Raw genomic sequence first — 18437 nt, 5'->3', positions numbered from 1 at the left:
TCGCCGCTTGCGGACGGTTCCGAAACGACGTGGGATCAAATACCTATCTTCTGCTGCCGCTGCTGTTGCTCGGCGCGTGCAAGCCGGCGCCCGACGAGCGGCATGTGCTGCCCGGCGCCGACGCGGCGGAAGGGCTGCGGCTGGCGAAGGCGGTCGGCTGCGGCGCCTGCCATGTGCTGCCCGGCCTCGACTGGCCACAGGGGCGCGCCGGTCCCGCGCTCGGCGGCTTCGCAAAGCAGGCGCTGATCGCGGGTAAGCTGCCCAACCGCCCGGAGGTTCTCGTTCCCTATATTCGCGACGCCCCGGCGCTGACGCCCGGAACCACCATGCCGGCGATGCCGCTCAGCGAGGAGGAGGCACGCCATGTCGCAGCCTATCTTTACAGCCTCGATGATTGACGGTTTCCGCGGCTGGCCGCCGCCCGTCCTGGACCCCGCCGGGCCGCATGCGGCGTCGGTGGCGGTGCTGTCGTGGGCGCTGATCGCGATGGCGGTGACGGTGTTCGCGATCGTCATGCTCGCGCTCTACATCGCGCTGTTTGGCAAGGAATCGACGAGGAAACGCCTCGGCGAGAACAAGGCGATCGTCGCGCTCGGTTTCATCTTCCCGGTGGTGGTGCTGACCGCGCTGCTGGTCTGGGGGCTGACGCTCACCTCGAAGCTGTCGAAGCCTGCTGACGGTGAACCTTTCCGTGTCGAGATCAGCGGTGAGATGTGGTGGTGGCGCGTCGCCTACAAGGATGCCGGCGGCCAGGTCTGGCTGCACGACGCCAACGAGCTTCACATCCCCGTCGGCCGCCCCGTCGAGATCGAGTTGCGCTCGGCGGACGTCATCCACAGCTTCTGGGTGCCGCGCCTGTCGGGCAAGCTCGACATGATCCCCGGCCGCCTCAATCGGCTGCGCCTGCAGGCTGACAGGGCGGGCGTCTATGGTGGGCAATGCGCCGAATATTGCGGCGGGCCTCACGCGCTGATGGGCTTCACCGTCGTCGCGCATGACCCCGCCGATTTCGCGCGCTGGGAAGCGATGCGGCGGATGCCGCCGGCGCGCGGTGCGGCGGGCACCGAACTGTTCGAGCGTGCCGGCTGCGCCGCCTGCCATCGCATCGCCGGCACCCCCGCCAACGGCCTCGCCGGGCCCGATCTCACCCATGTCGCGACGCGGCGGACGCTCGGCGCCGGCATCCTGCCCAACAATCGCGGCACGATGATCGGCTGGATCGCGGATTCGCAGGCGCTGAAGCCCGGCAACCGCATGCCGCCCTACAAGGTGCTGAGCGGCGCCGAGCTGCAACTTCTCGCCGATCACATGGGCTCGCCCAAGTGACCTCGGAGACCGGCTTCGACCCCAAGCTCTACGACCGTTTCCCGACGAAGGGTCCGCGGCCGACGGGCGAGAAGGAGGAGCTGGAGCGCATCTGGTGCGCGCCCAAGGGCTGGCAGTACCTCACCGTCGTCAACAACAACTATGTCGGCCTCTACTACGTCGCCGCGGCGTTCCTGTTCTTCCTGCTCGCCGGCAGCCTCGCGCTGTTCATGCGGGTGCAGTTGGCGTTGCCGCTGAACGGCGTGCTGCCACCGGAGACCTACAACCAGTTCTTCACCATGCACGGCACGGTGATGATGTTCCTGTTCGCGGTGCCGATGGTCGAGGCACTGGGGGTGCTGCTGCTGCCGCAGATGCTGGCGGCGCGCGACCTGCCGTTCCCGCGCCTCTCCGCCTATGCGTTCTGGGCCTATCTGATCGGTGGACTCTGTTTCTTCGCCTCGCTGTTCGTCGGCCTCGCGCCCGATGGCGGCTGGTTCATGTATCCGCCGCTGACCAGCACGGCTTTCTCGCCCGGCATCAATGCCGACTTCTGGCTCTTGGGCATCGGCTTCATCGAGATTTCCGCCATCGCCGGCGCCATCGAGATCATCGTCGGCGTGCTGCGCACCCGCGCGCCGAACATGACGCTCGACAAGATGCCGATCTTCGCCTGGGCGATGCTGGTGTTCGCGGTGATGATCATCATCGGCTTTCCCGCGGTGATCCTCGCCACCTTGCTGCTCGAGCTCGAACGCGCGCTCAACTGGCCCTTCTTCGACCCGACGCGCGGCGGCGATCCGGTGCTGTGGCAGCATCTGTTCTGGTTCTTCGGCCACCCGGAAGTCTACATCATCTTCCTGCCCGCTGCCGGCCTCGTCTCGATGATGGTGGCGACGCTCGCGAAAACGCGGCTGGTCGGCTACCGGCTGATCGTGCTGGCGCTGCTCGCGACGGGCTTCCTCAGCTTCGGCGTCTGGGCGCACCATATGTTCACCGTCGGCATACCCACCATTTCCGCCGGCTTCTTCTCGGCGGCGAGCATGGCGGTGAGCGTGCCGGCGGGCATCCAGGTGTTCTCCTGGATCGCAACGCTCGCCGCCGGGCGGCCGCAGCTCAACGCCCCGACTTTGTTCTTCGTCGGCGGCATCATCATCTTCGTGATCGGCGGGCTGACCGGGGTGATGCTGGCGCTGGTGCCGTTCGACTGGCAGGCGCACGACACCTATTTCATCGTCGCGCACCTCCATTATGTGCTGATCGGCGGCATGGTGTTCCCGCTGTTCGCGGTCTTCTACTACTGGACGCCGTCGATGAGCCGGAACGCGCTGTCGGAGCGCGTCGGGCGATGGGTGTTCGGGCTGATGTTCGTCGGCATGCATCTGGCGTTCCTGCCGATGCACCTGACCGGGCTGATGGGCATGCCGCGGCGGGTCTATACTTTCCTGCCGGGCCGCGATCTTGAGATCACCAATCTGATGTCGACGGTGGGCGCCTTCGTCTTCGCCGCCGGCGTGCTGCTGTTCGTCGTCGACGTCGCCCGCCGCTTCCGCTTCGCCAATGAGGACAATGCCGGCAACATCTACGGCGCCGGCACGCTCGAATGGCTGCCGACCGGCCTCTATTCGACACGCAGCATCCCGGTCGTGACAAGCCGCGAGCCGCTGTGGGACGACCCCAAGCTCGCCGAGGATGTCGAGGAAGGCCGCTACTTCCTCCCCGGCTCCGTCACCGGCCGCCGCGAGACCATCGTCACCAGCCCCTTACGTGCCGAGCCGCAGTATCTGCAGATCATGCCCGGCCCGTCGATGTGGCACGTCTGGGCGGCGGTCGGCACCGCGGGCTTCTTCCTGCTGCTGACCGTGCAGGCCTACACCGCGAGCATTGTCAGCGGCGTCCTCGGCCTCGCCGCGATGCTGCGCTGGCTGTGGGAAACCGACCGGCCCATCGAGGTCGACGACGCCGATATCGGCGCCGGCATCCGCGTACCGACCTATGCGACCGGCGCGCACACCCACGGCTGGTGGGCGATGGTCATCCTGCTGATCGTCATCGGCATGATCTTCGTGATGGCGCTGTTCAGCTATCTCTACCTCTACGGCATCAACCCCTCCTTCTGGATCGCGCCGCCGGACGCTTCATGGCTGGCGCCCGTGGCGGGCGGCGCCGCGATCGGCAGTGCGCTGGCGTGGGTTGCGCGCCACCACCTCGCGCATCCGAAGGCAGCCTTGTGGCCGGCGCCGACCTTGCTGGTGCTCGCCGCCGCCGTGCAGGCCGTCGCCTTCTGGGCCGACTGGCACAGCTGGCGCGGCGCAGGGCTGCGCCCCGAAATCAGCGGGCAGGGCGCGACCGTCTACGCGCTGATCGCCTTGCAGGGCATCCTCGTTTCGATCGGCGCGATGATGGCGCTCTACGTCGCCGCCCGGAACAGCCGCGGCCTCGTCACCCGTCCGGCCAACAACAGCTTCGACCTGACCGCGCTGTTCATCGCCTACACCGGCGCGCAAGGGTTCATCGGCGCGCTGGTCACCCGCCTGTTTCCGGGCGTCGGCTGATGCGCACCTGGCTGCTGGCGCTCGGCGGACTGCTCGTCTGGGCGGCGCATTTCTTCGCCCTCTACGCGTTCGGCAGCGTGTTCGAGACGACGATGCCGGCCCGCGCCGGCACCGGCATTGCGACCCTCGCCGCCATCGCTGCCAATCTCTGGCTGCTGCGCCTTGCCCGGCGACCCGTCGCGAACGATGGCCTCGCCCGCTGGATCGGCGGGCTGGCGATCGGCGGTGTCGCCGTGTCGCTCGTCGCCGTCATCTGGCAGGGGCTGGTCGCGGTTCTGGCGTAAACCCTATGCTGCGGCGCGCTCGGCGCGGCCGGCGCCGCGGCGTTTGGCGGCGTAGAGGGCGGTGTCGGCGCGTTCGAGCAGATATTCGAGGTCGCGCGAGGTGTCGGCGGTGGTGACCGTGCCGATGCAGGCCGAGATACGGATGTCGCGTCCGCCGAGCGGGAACGGCCTGTGGAGCGCCTGCAGCAGGCGCTGGACGGTCATCTCGGTTTCGTCGGCGTGGCGTAAGCCCCGCTGCAGGATGACGAACTCGTCGCCGCCCAGCCGCGCCGCGATGTCGCCGGGCAGCAGCGCCTCGCGGATCCGCTCGCTCACCGCCACCAGCAGCGCGTCGCCGACCGGATGGCCGAAGCGGTCGTTGACCGGCTTGAAGCCGTCGAGATCGAGATAGTGGACGGCGATCAGCTCACCCTTCGCCGGGCCGGCGAAATCGCCCTCGAACGCCTCGCGCAGCGCCAGGCGGTTGGGCAGCTCGGTCAGCTCGTCGCGCCGGGCGAGCGATTCGAAGGTGATGCGCTTGCCGATCTCCGCGATGGTCAGGCGATGGCGCTCGAGAACGCTGCGACAGCCGGCGGCGAGCAGCGCGCCGGTGATCGCCGCCATGCCGATATAGAGCGGCGCACCGCTCAGCGCCGCCACGATGATCGCCGGGGCCATCGCGATGATCATGCTCGGGATGGCGATGCCGGGGCGCAGGCCGATGCCGGCGGCGACGCCCGCGCAATAGCCGACGAGCAGGCAGGCGGTCAGCATGTGGATGTCCGCGCCCGGGCCGGCGAACAGCACGCCGCCATAGGCGCCGAGGCACAGGGCAAAGGACAGGTACGCCGCCATGAAGCGGTGTTCGAGCGTGCGGGCGCGCGGTGCGGTCAGCGCCGGTGAGAAAGTCTCGCCCCGGAACGCCGCGATCGTCGCCAGCCGCGCCACGCTCGCGACGATGCCGGCGATACCGACGCCGGTCGCCAGCGTGCTGCCGCCCTGCGACGCCACCAGCGCAACGCACAGCAGGAACACCAGCGACATCACCGCCGACGGCGTCAGCGTCGTGAACAGGCCACGGACCAGTTCGACGTAGATGGTCTGCTTCAGATGATCGGCGGGCTGCTGCAACGAATCTACACCTCTGCGCGCTACCTTGGCGCGCTTTGACCTGCGGTCAACGCCGTAGAATCCGCGATGGGTCCGGCGTATGCGGAGCCGATGATAGCTGACTTCAACTGGCGGGCGATGACGGCCGCGGACATTTCCGGCGTCGTGCCGGTCGCCGCCGCCGCCTTTCCCGATCATTTCGAGGATCGCGCCTGTTTCGAGGAGCGACTGGCGCTGTTTTCGCAAGGGGGCTTCGTGCTCGCCGATGGCGACGTGGTGAAGGGCTATCTGATCGCCTATCCGTGGCCGCACGGCAAAATCCCGCCGCTCAACAGCCGCCTCGGCGGCGTGCCCGACACGACCGAGACGCTGTACCTGCACGATCTCGCGCTGCATCCCGACGTACGTGGACAGGGGCATGCGCGGCCGATCGTCGAGCGGCTGGTGGAGAGCGCGCGTGCGTGGGGCGCGGAACGCATCGCGCTGGTGTCGGTCAATGGTACGCGCGCCTTCTGGCAGGGCTTCGGCTTCGAACCGGTCACCGACGATCCGGCGATCACGCAGAAGCTCGCCAGCTATGGCGACGGCGCGCTCTATATGGTTAAGGGCATCGCCAATGAACAAGCAGGAGTAGTGCGATGAGCAAGGCATCGACGGAAGCCACCTTCGAACGGCAGGTCGACGAACTGAGCGCCGATCTCGTCGAGGTGGTGCGCACCCACATCGCGCGCGGCACGCCGGTCGATGCGGTGCTGGAGGCGGTCGCCGCGGTGCTCGGCACCACCATCGCCAGCACGGTCACCAGCGTCGACGAGCTGGAACGCAGCCTCGAGATCGCGTCGCTGCGCGTCCAGCAAAGCAGCGACGACGCCTTCGTCCACAGCGCCAATAACGCGGTGAACTAGCGCGCCGCCGCCGCGCCCGTCTCAGCCCTTCGCCAGATAGTCGGCAAGCGCGTCGAGCATCGATTGCCAGCCGGCTTCGTGACCGTCGCGGTCGTCGGCGTCGAGGTAGATGCCCGCCTCGATCAGGGTGAGATGGCAGCCGCTCTCGGTCGCCTCGAAGGTCACGCAGACGCTGCCGGCGAAATCCAGCTGCCCTTCGTGCGACAGCGTCGTCGTATAGGCGAGGCGGCGGTCGGGCTCGATCGCGACATAGCGGTTGATGTTGACGTACGGGGCCTCGCCCTCGGGGCCGAAGCGCCATTCGTCGGCATGGCCGATCTCAAGCCGGAAGGCCGTGCAGGCCATCGTCCAGCCGGGCGGCGGTGCGCTCCAGATAAGCATCGCCTGCGGCGACGCCCAGGCCGCGAAGACCTGTGCGGGGGTGGCGGCATAGGGTTTGGCGATCTCGACGATTCCGGCGGTCGCGGGCATGGGGCAGGTCCTTCTACAATCTGTTGACGATGTAGAAACTGCTGCCTTCGCCCGGTCTTCGTAAGAGCGGTTCTGGACAGAAACGAGGCATTCGTGCCACTCCGCCTGCATGTCCGATGCGCCCGTCACCGTTGCCATCCTCGCGTTGCCCGATTCCGCGCCGCTCGCCATCCATGGGTTGTTCGAGGTGCTCGGCGCGGCGGGGCATCTGTGGACGGCGCTGACCGGCCAGCCATCGGGCGGGCGGCGCTTCCGGCCGCTGATCGTGGCGCGCAGCGGAGAGGCGTTTCGCAGTGGCGTCGGTCTGCCGATTTTGCCCGACCATGCGCTGGCCGACGCACCGCCCGCCGACGTCATCATCGTCGCCGATGTCGAACTGCCGCTGACCGGTGATCCCGCGACGCGCTGGGCGCCGGAGATCGAGTGGCTGAAGCGCCGTGTCGACGGCGCCGCGCTTATCGCCTCGACCTGCAGCGGCTCGCTGGTGCTGGCGGAGGCCGGGCTGCTCGACGGGCGAGACGCCGCCTCGCACTGGAGCGCGGCGGCGCTGTTCCGCGACCGCTACCCGCAGGTCCGCTACCGCGCCGACCGCATCCTCTGCGACAGCGGACTCGACGGGCGGCTCATCACCACCGGCGGGGCGTCGTCATGGCAGGACCTGGCGCTCTACCTGATCGGCCGCTTTTGCGGCGCGGAGGAGGCGGTGCGGGTGGGGCGCATCTTCCTGATCGGTGACCGCAGCGACGGGCAACTGCCCTTCGCCGCGATGACGCAGCCGCGGGCGCACCAGGACGCGACGATCCATGCCTGCCAGGCGTGGGCGGCGCTTCACTATGAGGTCGAGAATCCTGTCGCGGCGATGGTCGCCCAGTCGGGACTGCCCGAACGTACCTTCAAGCGCCGCTTCAAGCTGGCGACCGGCTACACCCCGCTCGACTATGTGCAGACCCTGCGGGTCGAGGAGGCGAAGCAGCTGCTCGAAAGCGGCGACGCGCCCGTCGACACGATCGCCGCCGAGGTGGGCTATGCCGATCCCGCCTTCTTCCGCCAGCTTTTCCGGCGCCGGGTGGGCATTTCGCCGGCCCGCTACCGGCAGAGGATGCGCCGCACCTAAGCCGTCCAGCCGCCCATGTCGGGTTCCTGCCCGACCAGCGCGAGGCCGTGGGCGATCGAGGTCAGCTCCTCGCCGCCGGCGACGCGCGCTTCGCCGAAGCGGTCGATGAAGATCTGTCGGACGGCGGGGACCAGCGAGGAGCCGCCGGTGAGGAACACGCGGTCGATGTCGGCGGGTGCGGTGTTCGCCGCGGCCAGCGCGCGGTCGGCGGCGGCACCGATTTCGGCGAGGTCGGGGGTGATCCAGTCTTCGAAGGCGGTGCGATCGACGGCTTCGTCGAGTTCGATGCCGCCGCCGCTGAACTGGAAGCGGGCCGTGTCGCTGCCCGACAGCTCACGCTTCAGCCGCCCGACCGCGTCGTACAGCGGGAAGCCCAGTTCAAGCTCGATCAGCCGGATCATCCGCTCGATGCCCGTCGGGTCCACCGCGCTCTTCGCCAGCTTGCGCAGCTCCTCGAGCGTGCGGCGGTTGCGCATCAGCGCGAGGCGGCTCCAGTCGGCGAAGTCTGCGAAATAGCCGCGCGGGATCTCCAGATGCTTGTCGAAAGAGCGGTAGAAGCCGCCCTTGCCGAGCAGCGGCAGCACCAGCCGGTCGACGATGCGATAGTCGAAGCGATCACCCGCGATGCCGACGCCGGCATGGCCGAGCGGCGTGCAGCGCGCACCCGTTCCCGGCGCATTCACGCGCACGACGGAGAAGTCGCTGGTGCCGCCGCCGAAGTCGGCGATCAGGATGGTGGCCGAATCCTCGACCTGTCGCGCGAAGCTGAACGCGGCGGCCAGCGGCTCATAGACATAGGCGATCTCGCGCGCGCCGAGCGTGGCGAAACCGCGGCCATAACGTTCGAGCGCCAGCGCCTCGTCGGGCCGCGACCCGGCGAACTGTACCGGGCGACCGATGACGATACGCTCGGGCATTTTCAGGCCGCCATGCGCGATCAGCTTGTCGAGGAAGTGGCTCAGCAACTCCTCGAAGCGCAGGCGCTTCTCGAAGACCGTCGCATGCTCGAAGGTCTTGCTCGCCGCCACCGACTTGAACGACTGGATGAAGCGGCTGTCCTGCGGGAAGGCGAGATATTCGTCGATCGCCCACGGCCCCGCCTCGTGCAGGATCTGCGCGCGCTTGCCGTCGTCGTCGGCCCAGAAGCACAGTGCCGAGCGGAAGGTGCGCGTGCCGTCGCCATGCGGAAAGCTCAGCACGTCGGCGGCGCCGGGGCCGCTGCCCAGCGCAACCACCGTGTTGGTGGTGCCGAAGTCGAGGCCCATCGCGGTACTGGTCATGTCGTCGGCCTCTGGCAGGAATCGCGGGGCCGGCGCGTGTAGACGAGGTTCGGCGAGAAGGCCAGTGGCTGATCAGCCGAAGCGGTAGGGATCGAAGTCGGCCGCCGCCGGGTCATCGTCGCCCGCCATCGCCTTCGCCAGCATCTCGGCGGCGAGGCCGGCGAAGGCGATGCCGTTGCCACCATAGCCGGCGGCGACCCAGACGTTGGGGTTGAGCGCCGACCGGCCGATCGCGGGCAGGCCGTCGGGCGAGGAACCGAAGGTCGCCGCCCATTTGCGGTCGATCTCGACCGTCGTGCTGAGCAGGGCTTCCAGCCTGGTAGCGATGGCGGCGGCGCTGTCGGGCAGGCAGCGGTCGCGGGCGCGTTTGTCGGTGGCGTCGATGTCGGCGCCGCCGGCGATCAGCCGGCCGTCGGCGCTCATGCGCGCGTAGAGATAGGGCGACGCCGCCTCCCAGACCATCAGGTTGCCGCGCCACGGCGGCGGCGTGCCCGGCCGGGTAGCGATGGCGAAGGTGGAGAGCAGCGAAAAGTCGGGCGGCAGGAACAGCCGCGCCGCCTCATAGCCGGTGGCGAGGATGACGCGGCGGGCGGTCATCGACCGACCGTCGGCGAGCTGCATGCTGACGGCTTCGTTGCTGGTGTCGAGGCTGACCACGTCGCAGGGCCACGTCAGCGTCGTGCCGCGCGCCAGCGCTCGGTCGAGCAGGCCGAGCGTCAGTTTGACCGGATCGAGTTCGTAACCGCCCTCCGACAGGATCGCGGCGCGCGGCGGCAGGCCGTGATCGGCGGCGACCTGCGCGGGCGGCAGAAAGTGCGAGGGCAGGCCGTGGCGCTGGTGCAGCACCGCCTCCGCTTCGAGCGCCTTGGCATCGAGCAGATCGCCTTCGAGGTAGAGCACCGACCGATCGATCCGCGCGCAGTCGATGCCGAGGTCGTCGATCCGCGCCGCGAACCCGCGCACCGCGTCGTGTACCCGCACCCAGCGACGCGCGGCCGCCTCCTCACCGATCCGCTCGGCGAGGTGCTGCAGCGGCACGTCCATCGCCCACATGATCTCGGCGGTCGACGCCGCCGTGCTGCCGTTCGCCGGCGGGCGGCGGTCGAGCAGCGCGATGCGGTTCCCCTCGGCACTCAGCCGCTCGGCGAGCGCGCAGCCCATGATGCCGGCGCCGATGATCGCGATATCGACAATGCCGGACGGCAGCGGGCCGCCATCGGGCGACAGCCAGTCCGCCTCGTTCCACGGCACCGTGCCGCTGCGCAGGTCGCGGGCTTCGGTCAGCATCTGTTCGGTTGATCCCTCCAGCCGGTCATTGGTCGCATTTCTCGGAACGTCGGTTGGAGGCGGAGGTTCTTGAGATATCGCAATTTGATCAAAGGAGTTCGTCATGGACGACGAGATGAAGAACCGCGCCAAGGGCGTCTACGACGAGACGATGGGCAAGGCGAAGCGCGCCGTCGGCGACGCGACGAACCGCCCCGACATCCGCGCCGAGGGCGACGCGCAGGAAGCGCTCGGCGACGCCGAGAAGGAAGCCGCCCGCCGCGAGGAAGCCCGCAAGGACGGCCTCCGCTAAGGCGATTGCCCGTATTGGCATGAGGGGTGGGAGCTTCGGCTCCCGCCCCTTTTTCATGCCTACCTCGCTGGTAATCGCGGCGGATCACGTCGCGGCGGTAGAAAGCGGCGAAACCGGGAGGAGTGTTTCGCATGCTGAAGTTCATCGGGGCGGCGCTGCTGCTCCTGCTCGCCGTCGACGTGCGCGCCGCCGATCATCAGGCCGCCGCCAATGCACTCGACGCGGCGATCGTCGCCAAGGACCGCGCGGCGCTCCGGCGGCTGATCGCCGAGGATTTCCTCTGGGTGCGCGGCCGTGGCGCAACCGGCGACAAGGCCGCGTTCATCGCCGCGCTGACCGCGCCCACCCTCAAGATCGAGCCGTTCCGCCCGTTCGACACCCGCTGGCTGCTGAGCGGCGACAGCGCGATGCTGACCGGCGCCAACGCAATGCGCGGCACCGAGGACGGCAAGCCCTTCACCGACCGCCACCGCTTCGCCGACTATTGGGTGCGGCGCGACGGGCGGTGGCAGCTCGTTTACATCCAGGTGACGCCGGTGGCGGAGTAGGGCCGCTACTCCTTGAAACAGGCCATGGCGGCGTCCTTGTCGTTACCGGCGGTCTCGACGCAGGCCTGGATTTCCGCAAGTTCGGCCTGCGCCGCGATCTGCGCCTGCTGCGATGCCGCCAGCCCTTTTTGCTGATCCGACAGGTCGATCCGCAGCCTGAAGATCTCCGCCGGAACCGAGATGATCGCCTTCAGGATCCGCACGGGCAGCCGGACAACCTCGAGCACCTCGCTCGGCCGGTTGGCGTTCCACGAGGTCAGCATGCCGTTGTCGAAGACGACATCGTCGACCGTCTTTACGAATGCCGAGGAGCGCATCGGGATGTAGGAGATCGGGCCGATCTGCGGCAGCATCGTCACCGTGGCGTCGATGGGAACGGTTTGATCGGTGCCTGTGCAGGCGATACCCGCCTTGCACTGGCGCAGCACGATCGTCTGGGGGAGCGCCGTTCGATAGAAAAGCGCCCCGTTGGTGCCCTGGTGCCGAAGCGCGTCGCCGAGCTTGTAAGTCTGTCCGCCGCCGCTCGGCCGGTTCGTGATGCGCTGGCGATCGACGATGGCGGTGTCGTCGTCGGTGAACTTGTACGTCTCCCCCGACATGTCGGGCACTTCCAGGTGAAACGGAAAACCGGCTTTGAAGAATTCCCCGTTCAGCCGGCCGACCTCGGCGGATTCGGCGGGATCGAGGCGGTAGGCGAATTTGGTCGGAAGCTTCCCGCATTCCTCCTGATTGGCAGCCTTCAGGTCGGTGTCGACGAAGCCCAGGGGATCGCCGGCGCTGCCGAAGCCGGCGATGGCGGAGGCGATCTCGACGAGGATGTCGCCGGTGCGATCGGCGGCGACGACGTTGGCGGTGGCCAGCAGGCCCGAACTGTTGACGGCCAGCTTGGTATCGTCGTCGCGAAGCGGGCTGTGCGTTGCATCGGCGACGAGGCGAAGCCGGGTATCGGCGACGGGCGCGAGAAGTTCGAGCGCGGCGGAATGCGAGAAGGCGCAACTCGTCCCCGGCGATCCTTCGAGGATGCGCAGGCCGGCTTCGCCGTTGGCGATCTCGGTCTCGATGCCGGCCTTCTTCTTCTTGGCGAGCTCCAGATCGCCATTCGCAATCGACAGCTCTTTATCGATCTCGGCCTTCGCTTCGGCGTTGCCTTGTACAGCCGGCGTTTTCAGTCGGTCATTTGCAGTCTTGATAGCCGTCTCGGTCGCCTTGATGTGCGCGCCGACGGTCTCGAGTTCGGTCTTCTTGGCGGCGACCGCCTTCTGCAGATCCTCCTTCTTGAGCAGTTTCCGCTCGGCGGTGACTTTCACCTCACGCTTCGGCAGATAATAGGTGACGCCCGAGGCGAGCTCGTTGCCGTCGCGCGGCGTTGCGCGGATCGTGGCGCAGCCGCCGAGCAGCAGGGTGGCCGCGATCACGCAGCCGATGGGTGAACGTTGCATATGCTTCCCCCGGAATTCGCTGAAGTTCGATCAGGCAAGAACGACGGCGGCTGCCGGCGCCGCGCCGCTCGCATGGAACGGCTTCACCAGCCGGATGGGCGTGCCGTTGATCGCCTTCAACTGGCCGGACCACACCCCCGTGTAGAGCGCTTTCAGGTCACGGCGATCCGCGTCGTTCAGGCGGCTGTCCGCCCCATAGTTCATGATGCTGAACTGGCTGTGCGTCCCGAACACGACCGCGGGAACGGCGGTCTCCGACACCAGCGCGAAGAAATGGCGCAGGCCGAAGATATGTCCGAGTTCGTGGATGAGCGTCTCCACCTGCTCCACGCGGCTTTCCTTGAACATCTTCGGAAAGATGACGAGCTCGTGGCGACCGGCGTCGGGAAAGAAAGCGCGCGCCAGGGTGCAGCCCTGCGGACTGCAACTGTCGCTGTCGCGCACGACGATCTCGAAGTCCCAGGCGTCGTCGCTCTGCATCAGCTTGATCGGTGCCGCATCGCCCCAGGCCAGCATCGCCTCGCCGAGCAGCTTCTCGACCTCCGCCTTCACGGCCGCGGGGTGAACGAACCGCACCAGTGACGCTTCCTGAAAACGCCAGCGCAGCGTGGTGTTCGGCGCCCAGAGCGGAATGAAGCCGCCGGGCGCGTGCAGGACGATTTCGAGCAGCGACGCACCCTTCGGCGTCGAATGCCCCTTCGGCTCCGTCGTGCAGACGACGTCGTCGCGAATGACATGGACTTCATCGTCCGCGACGTCGCCGCCGTTTATGAGTTCGAACGGGTCGGCGACCGGCGCGGCTTTTTCTTGGCGTAGCAAAGTGATTGCAAGTGTCATGCTGTCCCCCATGCGCATTTGGGGTGACATGCGGCAGCGCACCGTCGCAGCGTCATCCAAATGCCTTAAAAGATTAAAGCACACGCGGACGAACAGACGCTCGCGACAGGCGTCTTCTCAAGTTGATGTCATCGCCGTTCCGAAAGCAAGCTTGAACATATCCATTCTGGCGCACTTGGAATGGCGAAGAAGCTTTCTTTGAAGAGGCGCGCGCGACGACCTCACCCCGGCACCGCCTCCAGCGCATATTGCGCGGCGAATTCGGCCGAGGGCGGGATCGGCTTGATGATGTCGATCATCACGCCGTTGGGGTCGGCGGTGATGAAGTGGCGCTGGCCGAAATCCTCGTCGCGGATGTCGAGCAGGATGGGAAGGCCGGCGCTTTTCAGCCGCGCATATTCGGCGTCGCAATCCTCGACCTCGAAGTTGAGCAGCAGCCCGGCAGCGCTGCCGCGCCCCGCCGCCGGGATCGTCGGGTGCCGGCCATCGAGGATGGCGAGGTTGACGGCCGGGTCGGCGCGCGACTGGAGGTGGACGTACCAGTCCGCCTCGAACAGCGGCTGGAAGTCGAAATGGCGGACGTAGAAAGCGGCGGTCTCGGCGACGGCGGCGGTCATGACGACGGGGTAGAAGCTGGTGCAGCGCATGGGGGGCTCCTGGTTGGTGAGCGCCTTTTCCCGCTGCCTGCCGTCGGGCTCAATTACCGGGCAGGTAAAGCCTAGATAGCAACGGCGCTCGCGCGTAGGCTCCCGGCGGGGGAGCAAGCGGCACGCGTGGACAAGGTTCCGATCCTTCTGGCGGCGGCGCTCGGCTGTTCGGGCGAGGTCGCGGCGCGCGCGGCGGCGATCGCGGTGCCGCGCAGTCTCGCGCGTGGGCACGCCTATGCGCGTCAGGGCGAGGTTTGCGGCTGCTGCTGGATCATCGTCGAGGGCGCCGCGAGCTTGCGCGCCTATGGCGAGGACGGGCAGCTGGTGCAGCTGGCGAGCTACGGCCCCGGCGAGCTGATCGGCGCCTTCCCGCAGCCGCGCGCGCTGCCGGCGACCTTGACCGCCGAAAGCCGCAGCGAGGTCATCGAGATGAATACGCGGCGGCTGGCGCAACTCGCTGCCGACCTGCCCGGCCTCGGCCTCGGCCTCGCCGCGCTGCTGAGCGCGCAGCAGGATGCGCTGCTCGACCGGATGGCCAACCGGATGATCCTGTCGGCGGTGGGCCGGGTCTATGCCGAGCTGCTGGCGCTGGCTGATGATAGCGGGCTGATCGCGCCGGCGCCGGTGCTGTCGGCGGTGGCGCTCAAGGTCAACACGACTAGAGAGACGGCTTCACGCGCGGTCGCGGCGGCGGAGCGGCGGGGGCTGATCCTGCGCGGGCCCGAGGGGCTGCGGATCGCGTCGCGGGCGCGGCTTGAGGCGCTATTGGTCTGAGGCGCCACAATTCGTCCTCGCCGGTTGGGCTCCGCACCCCACCGATCAGGTCGGCCTCAAGGTTCGGATCGTGGAGCAGGGCCGCCGCCGCCGCCCGGCTGGTGGCGACGATCGCGCCCGGCGCGCCGTTCAGCGCGGCGAGCGCCAGCGTGTCGTCTGCCGACAGGCTGAGGTCGATCCCGGCCGCCGCGCCCTTCGCCTTGGCGACGCGCAGCGCCTCGCCGAAGCTGGCATAGCTGCGCACGGGCTTGTCGCGCACCGCGACGAGCGCGGTGAGCGTGTCGCGCGCGGCGTCGGCGAGCGGATGAACCTCCGCCGATCGGGCCAGCGGCACTGCCTCGATCGCATGCCCCGCCGCCCGCCACAGCGCCTCGGCCGCGCCGTGCGTGGTGGGGGCGCGCGCGTCGGTGATGCGCAGCGCCACCGGGCGGGTGGCGAGCGCGCGCGCCTGCCGGATCGCCATGCCCATCGCGACCTGCTTGGCGAGATCGATGGCGGCGTCGGACAGGGTGGCGATCGGGCTGGTGATCGTCACCGATGCGGCGGCGTCGAGCAGTTTCCCGAACCGCGCCGCCCAGTCGCCGCCGGCGGGCGCCACCGATTGCGCGACGAAGCATTCGGCGTCGCAGGGGAGCACGACATGAAGCTCCGCGTCGGTTGCCAGCAGCGCCTCGGCGATGAGGATATCGGAGCCGGCGGCGAGCGCGCCGATGCCGAGGCTGGGGCGCAGCTTCGTAACCGCCTCGGCGATGGTGCGCGAGGCAGCGGCATCGTCGGCGGCAAGGCCGATCAGCCCGTCGAAATGCAGCACCGGGGCGGGGCGGAACTGGTCGAGCCAGCCGGCGTCCGCGCCGCTCGCGTCGAGCAGCAGCGCGAACTGGCGCAGGGTGGTCGCATGCTCCTCCCACGCGCGGGGGAGGAGCGCGGCCGCTTGCGCCATCGTCGCCTGCGCGGCCGCCGGGTCGCCAGTCAGCAACTCGGCCTCGGCGCGGGTGGCCGCCAGCCAGTAGGGCGTGTCGGGGTCATGCTGGCCGCTGTCGAGCAGCGCCAGCACTTGCTCCGCATAGCCGCGCGCCGCCTTGGGATCACCGCCCAGCTGCGCGAGCGAGGCCGCGTTGATCAGCGCATAGGTTGACGGCGTGCGTTCGGCTGCCGCCGCATAATCGGCCGAGGCTTCGCGGAACAGGCGGATGCGCTCGCTTCCCGCGGCGCGCACCGCCTGGTCCTTCTTCAGCCGCCCGGTCAGGATCAGCGTATCGAAGTCGCGCTTCCCCTCCAGCCCGGCGGTGCGGAACGCCGACCAGGCCTGCGCGTCCGCCCCCAGCCGGGACAGGCGAAGAATCTGCGCACGAACACTCACGATCGAAGGTCTGCTCCGGTGATCGGGCGCAGTCTAGAGGCGAATGCGGACGAACGATACGTCGGGTGGATGCACGCCGCCGTGGGTGAGGATCGCGCCATGGTCGTCGTCCTGCTCGGTCGGCATCACCCAGGGGGCGGCGCCGAGGACGGGATCGATGACGTTGAGGCGGAAAGCGACGCAGAGCCACGGCACCGGATGATGGAGTGCGCCCGGCGCGTCTTTCTGCGCCTTCTCCGCCGCGTCGCGGATGCGCTGCGCGAGTTTCGAACTGCGCGCGGCCCCCACGTCGCAGACGAAGGAGGCCCAGCCGTCATTCTCGCCGCTGTGCGAGGCGGCGGCGGTGATGAAGGGCGCGGCGTCGTCCGCCGAATGGTGCGGCAGCACCACGATCGGCGCGGCGGGGTCGAACTTCAGCCGCCGCTCGCCGCGCAGCGTGGCGTTGAGGCGGAAGGCATAGGCGAAGCTGCCGGTGCGGCGCGTCTCGACGATGTCCAGCGCGCGTTCGGGCCCCGGCCCCGGCTCGAACGAAATGCCGTCGCCGTCGTCGGGCAGGCGGGTCGCCTGCGCCGCGGCGTCGATCACCTCGCGGTACGACCGGCTGCCGGCGGCCACCTTGACCGCCTTGCCGTAGACGGCCCGCTGCTCCTCATTGGCGATGATTTCGAAGAACGAGATATCGCTGACTTTCTCCGACATCGGCATGTCCCCCTTTTTAGCGTGACTGAAGACGTTTTTCGTAGCGCGCCCAGACGGCATTGTCGGGGTCGCGGGCGATGAGGCGCTGGTTGACCGCGCGCGCTTCGGCGCGGAAGCGCGCGGCGGCGGCGCTGTCGCCCTGTTCGCGCAGCAGGTCGGCGTGGCGGACGTAGAGCTCCATCTGCTGCTCGCGCCACAGCATATTGTCCGGGTCGCGCGCGACGAGCCGCTGCATCAGCGCCAGATACTGCTGCTGAGCGGGGCGGGCGGCCTCGATTCGCCCCGCGGCGATCTCGGCTTCGGCCAGCCACATATAGTGGAAGACGAGGTCGTAGGACGCCGCCGCGTCGCCGGGGTGCAGCGCCAGCAGCCGCTCGGTGAAGTCGATGGCGGCGCGGCAGCCGTCGCGGGTGGCGGCGTCGCTGATCCCCTGCTTCAGCCGGGTGGCGCAGCTGTTGCCATGCGCGAAGGCGGAGAGGCGCAGCCAGTCGCCGCGCGCGGCGCCCCAGTGGGCGGTGGCGGTCAGCGCCGCGCGCACCCGCGCCAGCCGCTCCAGCGCCTCGTCGAGCCGGCCGTCGTTGATGGCGAGGAGGGCGAGGCGGTTCTCGCTCTGCGCGTGGGCAAAGAGGCGCGCCGGCGCGGCGGGCGCCTTCGCCAGCAGCGCCTCGGTGGTGTGGTAGAGCGCCAGATAGCGGCTGCGCGCGACCGGGAGGTTGCCGCCGTTCTCGGCATCCTCGCCCATCACGCCGAGCACGCGGGCGCGGCGCTGCAGGCTGTCGTCGGGGAGGGTGCCGACCTCCTGCCCGGCATAATAGACCATGGCCCGCCGGTTGACGTCGTTCATCACCTGCAGCCGCCCGACCGCCTTCAGCTCGGTGCGCAGGTCGGTCAGCATATATTCGATCAGCGCCTCGGCCTGGCCGCGCTGGCGTTCCGCTTCGGCGCGGGCGGTGAGGGCGACGATCGTCATCGCGGCGAGGATTAGCATTACCGCGACGCTGCCCGCCGTGACCGCCATCACGCGCTGCTGCCGCCGCTGCCCCTCGCGCTGGATCAGCTCGTCGAGCGGGATGGCGAGAATGCCGGCGACCACTTTCAGGAAGGCGAGGTTCCAGCCGTCGCCGGCCCGCCGGAAATCGGCGGCGAGCGGCTCGGCACCGCCGCGGCGCAGCGGTTCGGGGAAGGCGTCGTCCGGGCTGCCCTCGACCAGCGCGCACAGCACCGGCCGGTCGGGGTGGAGCGCGCGGAACAGCTCGATCTCGCGCGCCACCCAGTGCGAGGTGGCGCCGCTGGGCGAGCAGATGACGATCAGCGCCTGCGAACGCGCCAGCGCATCCTTCACCGCCGCGCTCAGATCCTCGCTGGCCGACAGATCCTCGCGGTCGCGGAAGACGGGGCCGACCTGACCGCCGACGCCCAGCGTGCTGACCCGGTCGCGCAGGCGGCGCGGGACCCGGTAGCTTTCGAGCTTTTTCTGCAGGCGGCGGGCGACGGCGGCGTCGGCATGGCTGTAGCTGACGAACGCCCGGAACGGGGCGCGCGCCACTGCCG

The 18437-nt window shown here is 69.0% G+C and carries 20 protein-coding genes; 10 read left to right on the top strand and 10 right to left on the bottom strand.

Annotated elements, in window-relative coordinates:
* Window positions 1-29 precede the first annotated feature (29 nt).
* Genes ACFOMD_RS01335 through ACFOMD_RS01320 form a run of 4 tightly spaced genes read left to right on the top strand, consistent with a single transcriptional unit; the run spans window position 30 to window position 4144 of the window.
* Window positions 30-398, top strand: coding sequence for a c-type cytochrome (locus tag ACFOMD_RS01335; protein ID WP_380855635.1), 369 nt, complete (start codon window positions 30-32; stop codon window positions 396-398).
* On the top strand, window positions 391-1326 hold the full coding sequence (coxB, locus tag ACFOMD_RS01330) for a cytochrome c oxidase subunit II (RefSeq protein ID WP_380855632.1): 936 nt from the start codon (window positions 391-393) through the stop codon (window positions 1324-1326). Before ACFOMD_RS01335 ends, coxB begins: the two co-directional genes overlap by 8 nt.
* Window positions 1323-3860, top strand: coding sequence for a cbb3-type cytochrome c oxidase subunit I (locus ACFOMD_RS01325; protein WP_380855629.1), 2538 nt, complete (start codon window positions 1323-1325; stop codon window positions 3858-3860). Before coxB ends, ACFOMD_RS01325 begins: the two co-directional genes overlap by 4 nt.
* Complete coding sequence (locus ACFOMD_RS01320) at window positions 3860-4144, top strand: hypothetical protein (protein ID WP_380855626.1); 285 nt, start codon at window positions 3860-3862, stop codon at window positions 4142-4144. Before ACFOMD_RS01325 ends, ACFOMD_RS01320 begins: the two co-directional genes overlap by 1 nt.
* A 3-nt stretch (window positions 4145-4147) precedes the next feature.
* Here the strand turns inward: ACFOMD_RS01320 and ACFOMD_RS01315 are convergent, their stop codons facing one another.
* Window positions 4148-5254 carry a diguanylate cyclase domain-containing protein gene (locus ACFOMD_RS01315; protein ID WP_380855623.1) on the bottom strand — a complete coding sequence of 369 codons (1107 nt, stop codon included), beginning with the start codon at window positions 5252-5254 and terminating at the stop codon, window positions 4148-4150.
* A gap of 117 nt (window positions 5255-5371) precedes the next feature.
* On the opposite strand from ACFOMD_RS01315, the gene ACFOMD_RS01310 reads away from it, so the two are divergent.
* Both ACFOMD_RS01310 and ACFOMD_RS01305 read left to right on the top strand, forming a co-directional pair.
* A complete protein-coding gene (locus tag ACFOMD_RS01310; protein ID WP_380855619.1) occupies window positions 5372-5875 on the top strand; it encodes a GNAT family N-acetyltransferase in 504 nt (167 codons plus the stop codon).
* Window positions 5872-6138 (top strand): hypothetical protein, encoded by a 267-nt coding sequence (locus tag ACFOMD_RS01305; RefSeq protein WP_380855616.1) that lies wholly within the window; start codon window positions 5872-5874, stop codon window positions 6136-6138. The genes ACFOMD_RS01310 and ACFOMD_RS01305 overlap by 4 nt, the downstream gene beginning before the upstream one ends.
* A gap of 21 nt (window positions 6139-6159) precedes the next feature.
* On the opposite strand, the gene ACFOMD_RS01300 is transcribed toward ACFOMD_RS01305, so the two are convergent.
* Window positions 6160-6609, bottom strand: coding sequence for an SRPBCC domain-containing protein (locus ACFOMD_RS01300; protein ID WP_380855613.1), 450 nt, complete (start codon window positions 6607-6609; stop codon window positions 6160-6162).
* 109 nt (window positions 6610-6718) lie between these two features.
* On the opposite strand from ACFOMD_RS01300, the gene ACFOMD_RS01295 reads away from it, so the two are divergent.
* Window positions 6719-7723: a GlxA family transcriptional regulator gene (locus ACFOMD_RS01295; RefSeq protein ID WP_380855610.1), complete on the top strand. Its 1005-nt coding sequence runs from the start codon at window positions 6719-6721 to the stop codon at window positions 7721-7723.
* Here ACFOMD_RS01295 and ACFOMD_RS01290 read toward each other — a convergent pair.
* Window positions 7720-9003: an Hsp70 family protein gene (locus ACFOMD_RS01290; RefSeq protein WP_380855606.1), complete on the bottom strand. Its 1284-nt coding sequence runs from the start codon at window positions 9001-9003 to the stop codon at window positions 7720-7722. The two genes, ACFOMD_RS01295 and ACFOMD_RS01290, sit on opposite strands and share 4 nt — an antisense overlap.
* 72 nt (window positions 9004-9075) lie before the next feature.
* The gene (locus ACFOMD_RS01285; RefSeq protein ID WP_380855603.1) at window positions 9076-10290 is read right to left on the bottom strand and encodes an NAD(P)/FAD-dependent oxidoreductase; all 1215 of its coding nucleotides are present in this window, start codon (window positions 10288-10290) and stop codon (window positions 9076-9078) included.
* Window positions 10291-10393: 103 nt separating this feature from the next.
* Here ACFOMD_RS01285 and ACFOMD_RS01280 point away from each other — a divergent pair, with 103 nt between their 5' ends.
* Both ACFOMD_RS01280 and ACFOMD_RS01275 read left to right on the top strand, forming a co-directional pair.
* Complete coding sequence (locus ACFOMD_RS01280) at window positions 10394-10582, top strand: CsbD family protein (protein ID WP_380855600.1); 189 nt, start codon at window positions 10394-10396, stop codon at window positions 10580-10582.
* Between the two features lie 131 nt (window positions 10583-10713).
* Window positions 10714-11130 carry a nuclear transport factor 2 family protein gene (locus ACFOMD_RS01275; RefSeq protein WP_380855597.1) on the top strand — a complete coding sequence of 139 codons (417 nt, stop codon included), beginning with the start codon at window positions 10714-10716 and terminating at the stop codon, window positions 11128-11130.
* A gap of 5 nt (window positions 11131-11135) precedes the next feature.
* On the opposite strand, the gene ACFOMD_RS01270 is transcribed toward ACFOMD_RS01275, so the two are convergent.
* The 3 genes from ACFOMD_RS01270 to ACFOMD_RS01260 all read right to left on the bottom strand — a co-directional run bounded on the left by ACFOMD_RS01270 (window position 11136) and on the right by ACFOMD_RS01260 (window position 14053).
* On the bottom strand, window positions 11136-12437 hold the full coding sequence (locus tag ACFOMD_RS01270) for a hypothetical protein (RefSeq protein ID WP_380855594.1): 1302 nt from the start codon (window positions 12435-12437) through the stop codon (window positions 11136-11138).
* Window positions 12438-12599: 162 nt separating this feature from the next.
* Window positions 12600-13406 (bottom strand): hypothetical protein, encoded by an 807-nt coding sequence (locus ACFOMD_RS01265; protein WP_380855591.1) that lies wholly within the window; start codon window positions 13404-13406, stop codon window positions 12600-12602.
* Between the two features lie 221 nt (window positions 13407-13627).
* Window positions 13628-14053 (bottom strand): VOC family protein, encoded by a 426-nt coding sequence (locus ACFOMD_RS01260; protein ID WP_380855587.1) that lies wholly within the window; start codon window positions 14051-14053, stop codon window positions 13628-13630.
* 126 nt (window positions 14054-14179) lie between these two features.
* Between ACFOMD_RS01260 and ACFOMD_RS01255 the strand changes: the two genes are divergently transcribed.
* Window positions 14180-14827, top strand: coding sequence for a Crp/Fnr family transcriptional regulator (locus ACFOMD_RS01255; RefSeq protein WP_380855584.1), 648 nt, complete (start codon window positions 14180-14182; stop codon window positions 14825-14827).
* On the opposite strand, the gene ACFOMD_RS01250 is transcribed toward ACFOMD_RS01255, so the two are convergent.
* The 3 genes from ACFOMD_RS01250 to ACFOMD_RS01240 are packed head-to-tail and all read right to left on the bottom strand — an operon-like array spanning window position 14712 to window position 18432.
* Window positions 14712-16187 carry a tetratricopeptide repeat-containing protein gene (locus ACFOMD_RS01250; protein WP_380855581.1) on the bottom strand — a complete coding sequence of 492 codons (1476 nt, stop codon included), beginning with the start codon at window positions 16185-16187 and terminating at the stop codon, window positions 14712-14714. The two genes, ACFOMD_RS01255 and ACFOMD_RS01250, sit on opposite strands and share 116 nt — an antisense overlap.
* A gap of 33 nt (window positions 16188-16220) precedes the next feature.
* Window positions 16221-16892 carry a hypothetical protein gene (locus tag ACFOMD_RS01245; protein WP_380855578.1) on the bottom strand — a complete coding sequence of 224 codons (672 nt, stop codon included), beginning with the start codon at window positions 16890-16892 and terminating at the stop codon, window positions 16221-16223.
* 10 nt (window positions 16893-16902) lie between these two features.
* Entirely contained in the window at window positions 16903-18432 is a 1530-nt protein-coding gene (locus ACFOMD_RS01240) for a TIR domain-containing protein (RefSeq protein WP_380855575.1), read from the bottom strand.
* Window positions 18433-18437 lie beyond the last annotated feature (5 nt).

Origin of the sequence: Sphingoaurantiacus capsulatus (assembly GCF_042648405.1) — a bacterium.
Classification (GTDB): Bacteria; Pseudomonadota; Alphaproteobacteria; order Sphingomonadales; family Sphingomonadaceae; genus Sphingoaurantiacus; species Sphingoaurantiacus capsulatus.
Note: the sequence above shows the minus strand (reverse complement) of the source record. Positions and strands in the feature narration are given on the sequence as shown.

What these genes read in the sequence shown, in the direction of transcription:
- ACFOMD_RS01320 (WP_380855626.1), top strand. Translation starts at nt 3,860, where the DNA reads ATGCGCACCTGGCTGCTGGCGCTCGGCGGACTGCTCGTCTGGGCGGCG.
- ACFOMD_RS01260 (WP_380855587.1), bottom strand. Translation starts at nt 14,053, where the DNA reads ATGCGCTGCACCAGCTTCTACCCCGTCGTCATGACCGCCGCCGTCGCC.
- ACFOMD_RS01310 (WP_380855619.1), top strand. Translation starts at nt 5,372, where the DNA reads ATGACGGCCGCGGACATTTCCGGCGTCGTGCCGGTCGCCGCCGCCGCC.
- ACFOMD_RS01295 (WP_380855610.1), top strand. Translation starts at nt 6,719, where the DNA reads ATGTCCGATGCGCCCGTCACCGTTGCCATCCTCGCGTTGCCCGATTCC.
- ACFOMD_RS01275 (WP_380855597.1), top strand. Translation starts at nt 10,714, where the DNA reads ATGCTGAAGTTCATCGGGGCGGCGCTGCTGCTCCTGCTCGCCGTCGAC.
- coxB (WP_380855632.1), top strand. Translation starts at nt 391, where the DNA reads ATGATTGACGGTTTCCGCGGCTGGCCGCCGCCCGTCCTGGACCCCGCC.
- ACFOMD_RS01290 (WP_380855606.1), bottom strand. Translation starts at nt 9,003, where the DNA reads ATGACCAGTACCGCGATGGGCCTCGACTTCGGCACCACCAACACGGTG.
- ACFOMD_RS01300 (WP_380855613.1), bottom strand. Translation starts at nt 6,609, where the DNA reads ATGCCCGCGACCGCCGGAATCGTCGAGATCGCCAAACCCTATGCCGCC.
- ACFOMD_RS01305 (WP_380855616.1), top strand. Translation starts at nt 5,872, where the DNA reads ATGAGCAAGGCATCGACGGAAGCCACCTTCGAACGGCAGGTCGACGAA.
- ACFOMD_RS01285 (WP_380855603.1), bottom strand. Translation starts at nt 10,290, where the DNA reads ATGCTGACCGAAGCCCGCGACCTGCGCAGCGGCACGGTGCCGTGGAAC.
- ACFOMD_RS01280 (WP_380855600.1), top strand. Translation starts at nt 10,394, where the DNA reads ATGGACGACGAGATGAAGAACCGCGCCAAGGGCGTCTACGACGAGACG.
- ACFOMD_RS01265 (WP_380855591.1), bottom strand. Translation starts at nt 13,406, where the DNA reads ATGACACTTGCAATCACTTTGCTACGCCAAGAAAAAGCCGCGCCGGTC.
- ACFOMD_RS01245 (WP_380855578.1), bottom strand. Translation starts at nt 16,892, where the DNA reads ATGCCGATGTCGGAGAAAGTCAGCGATATCTCGTTCTTCGAAATCATC.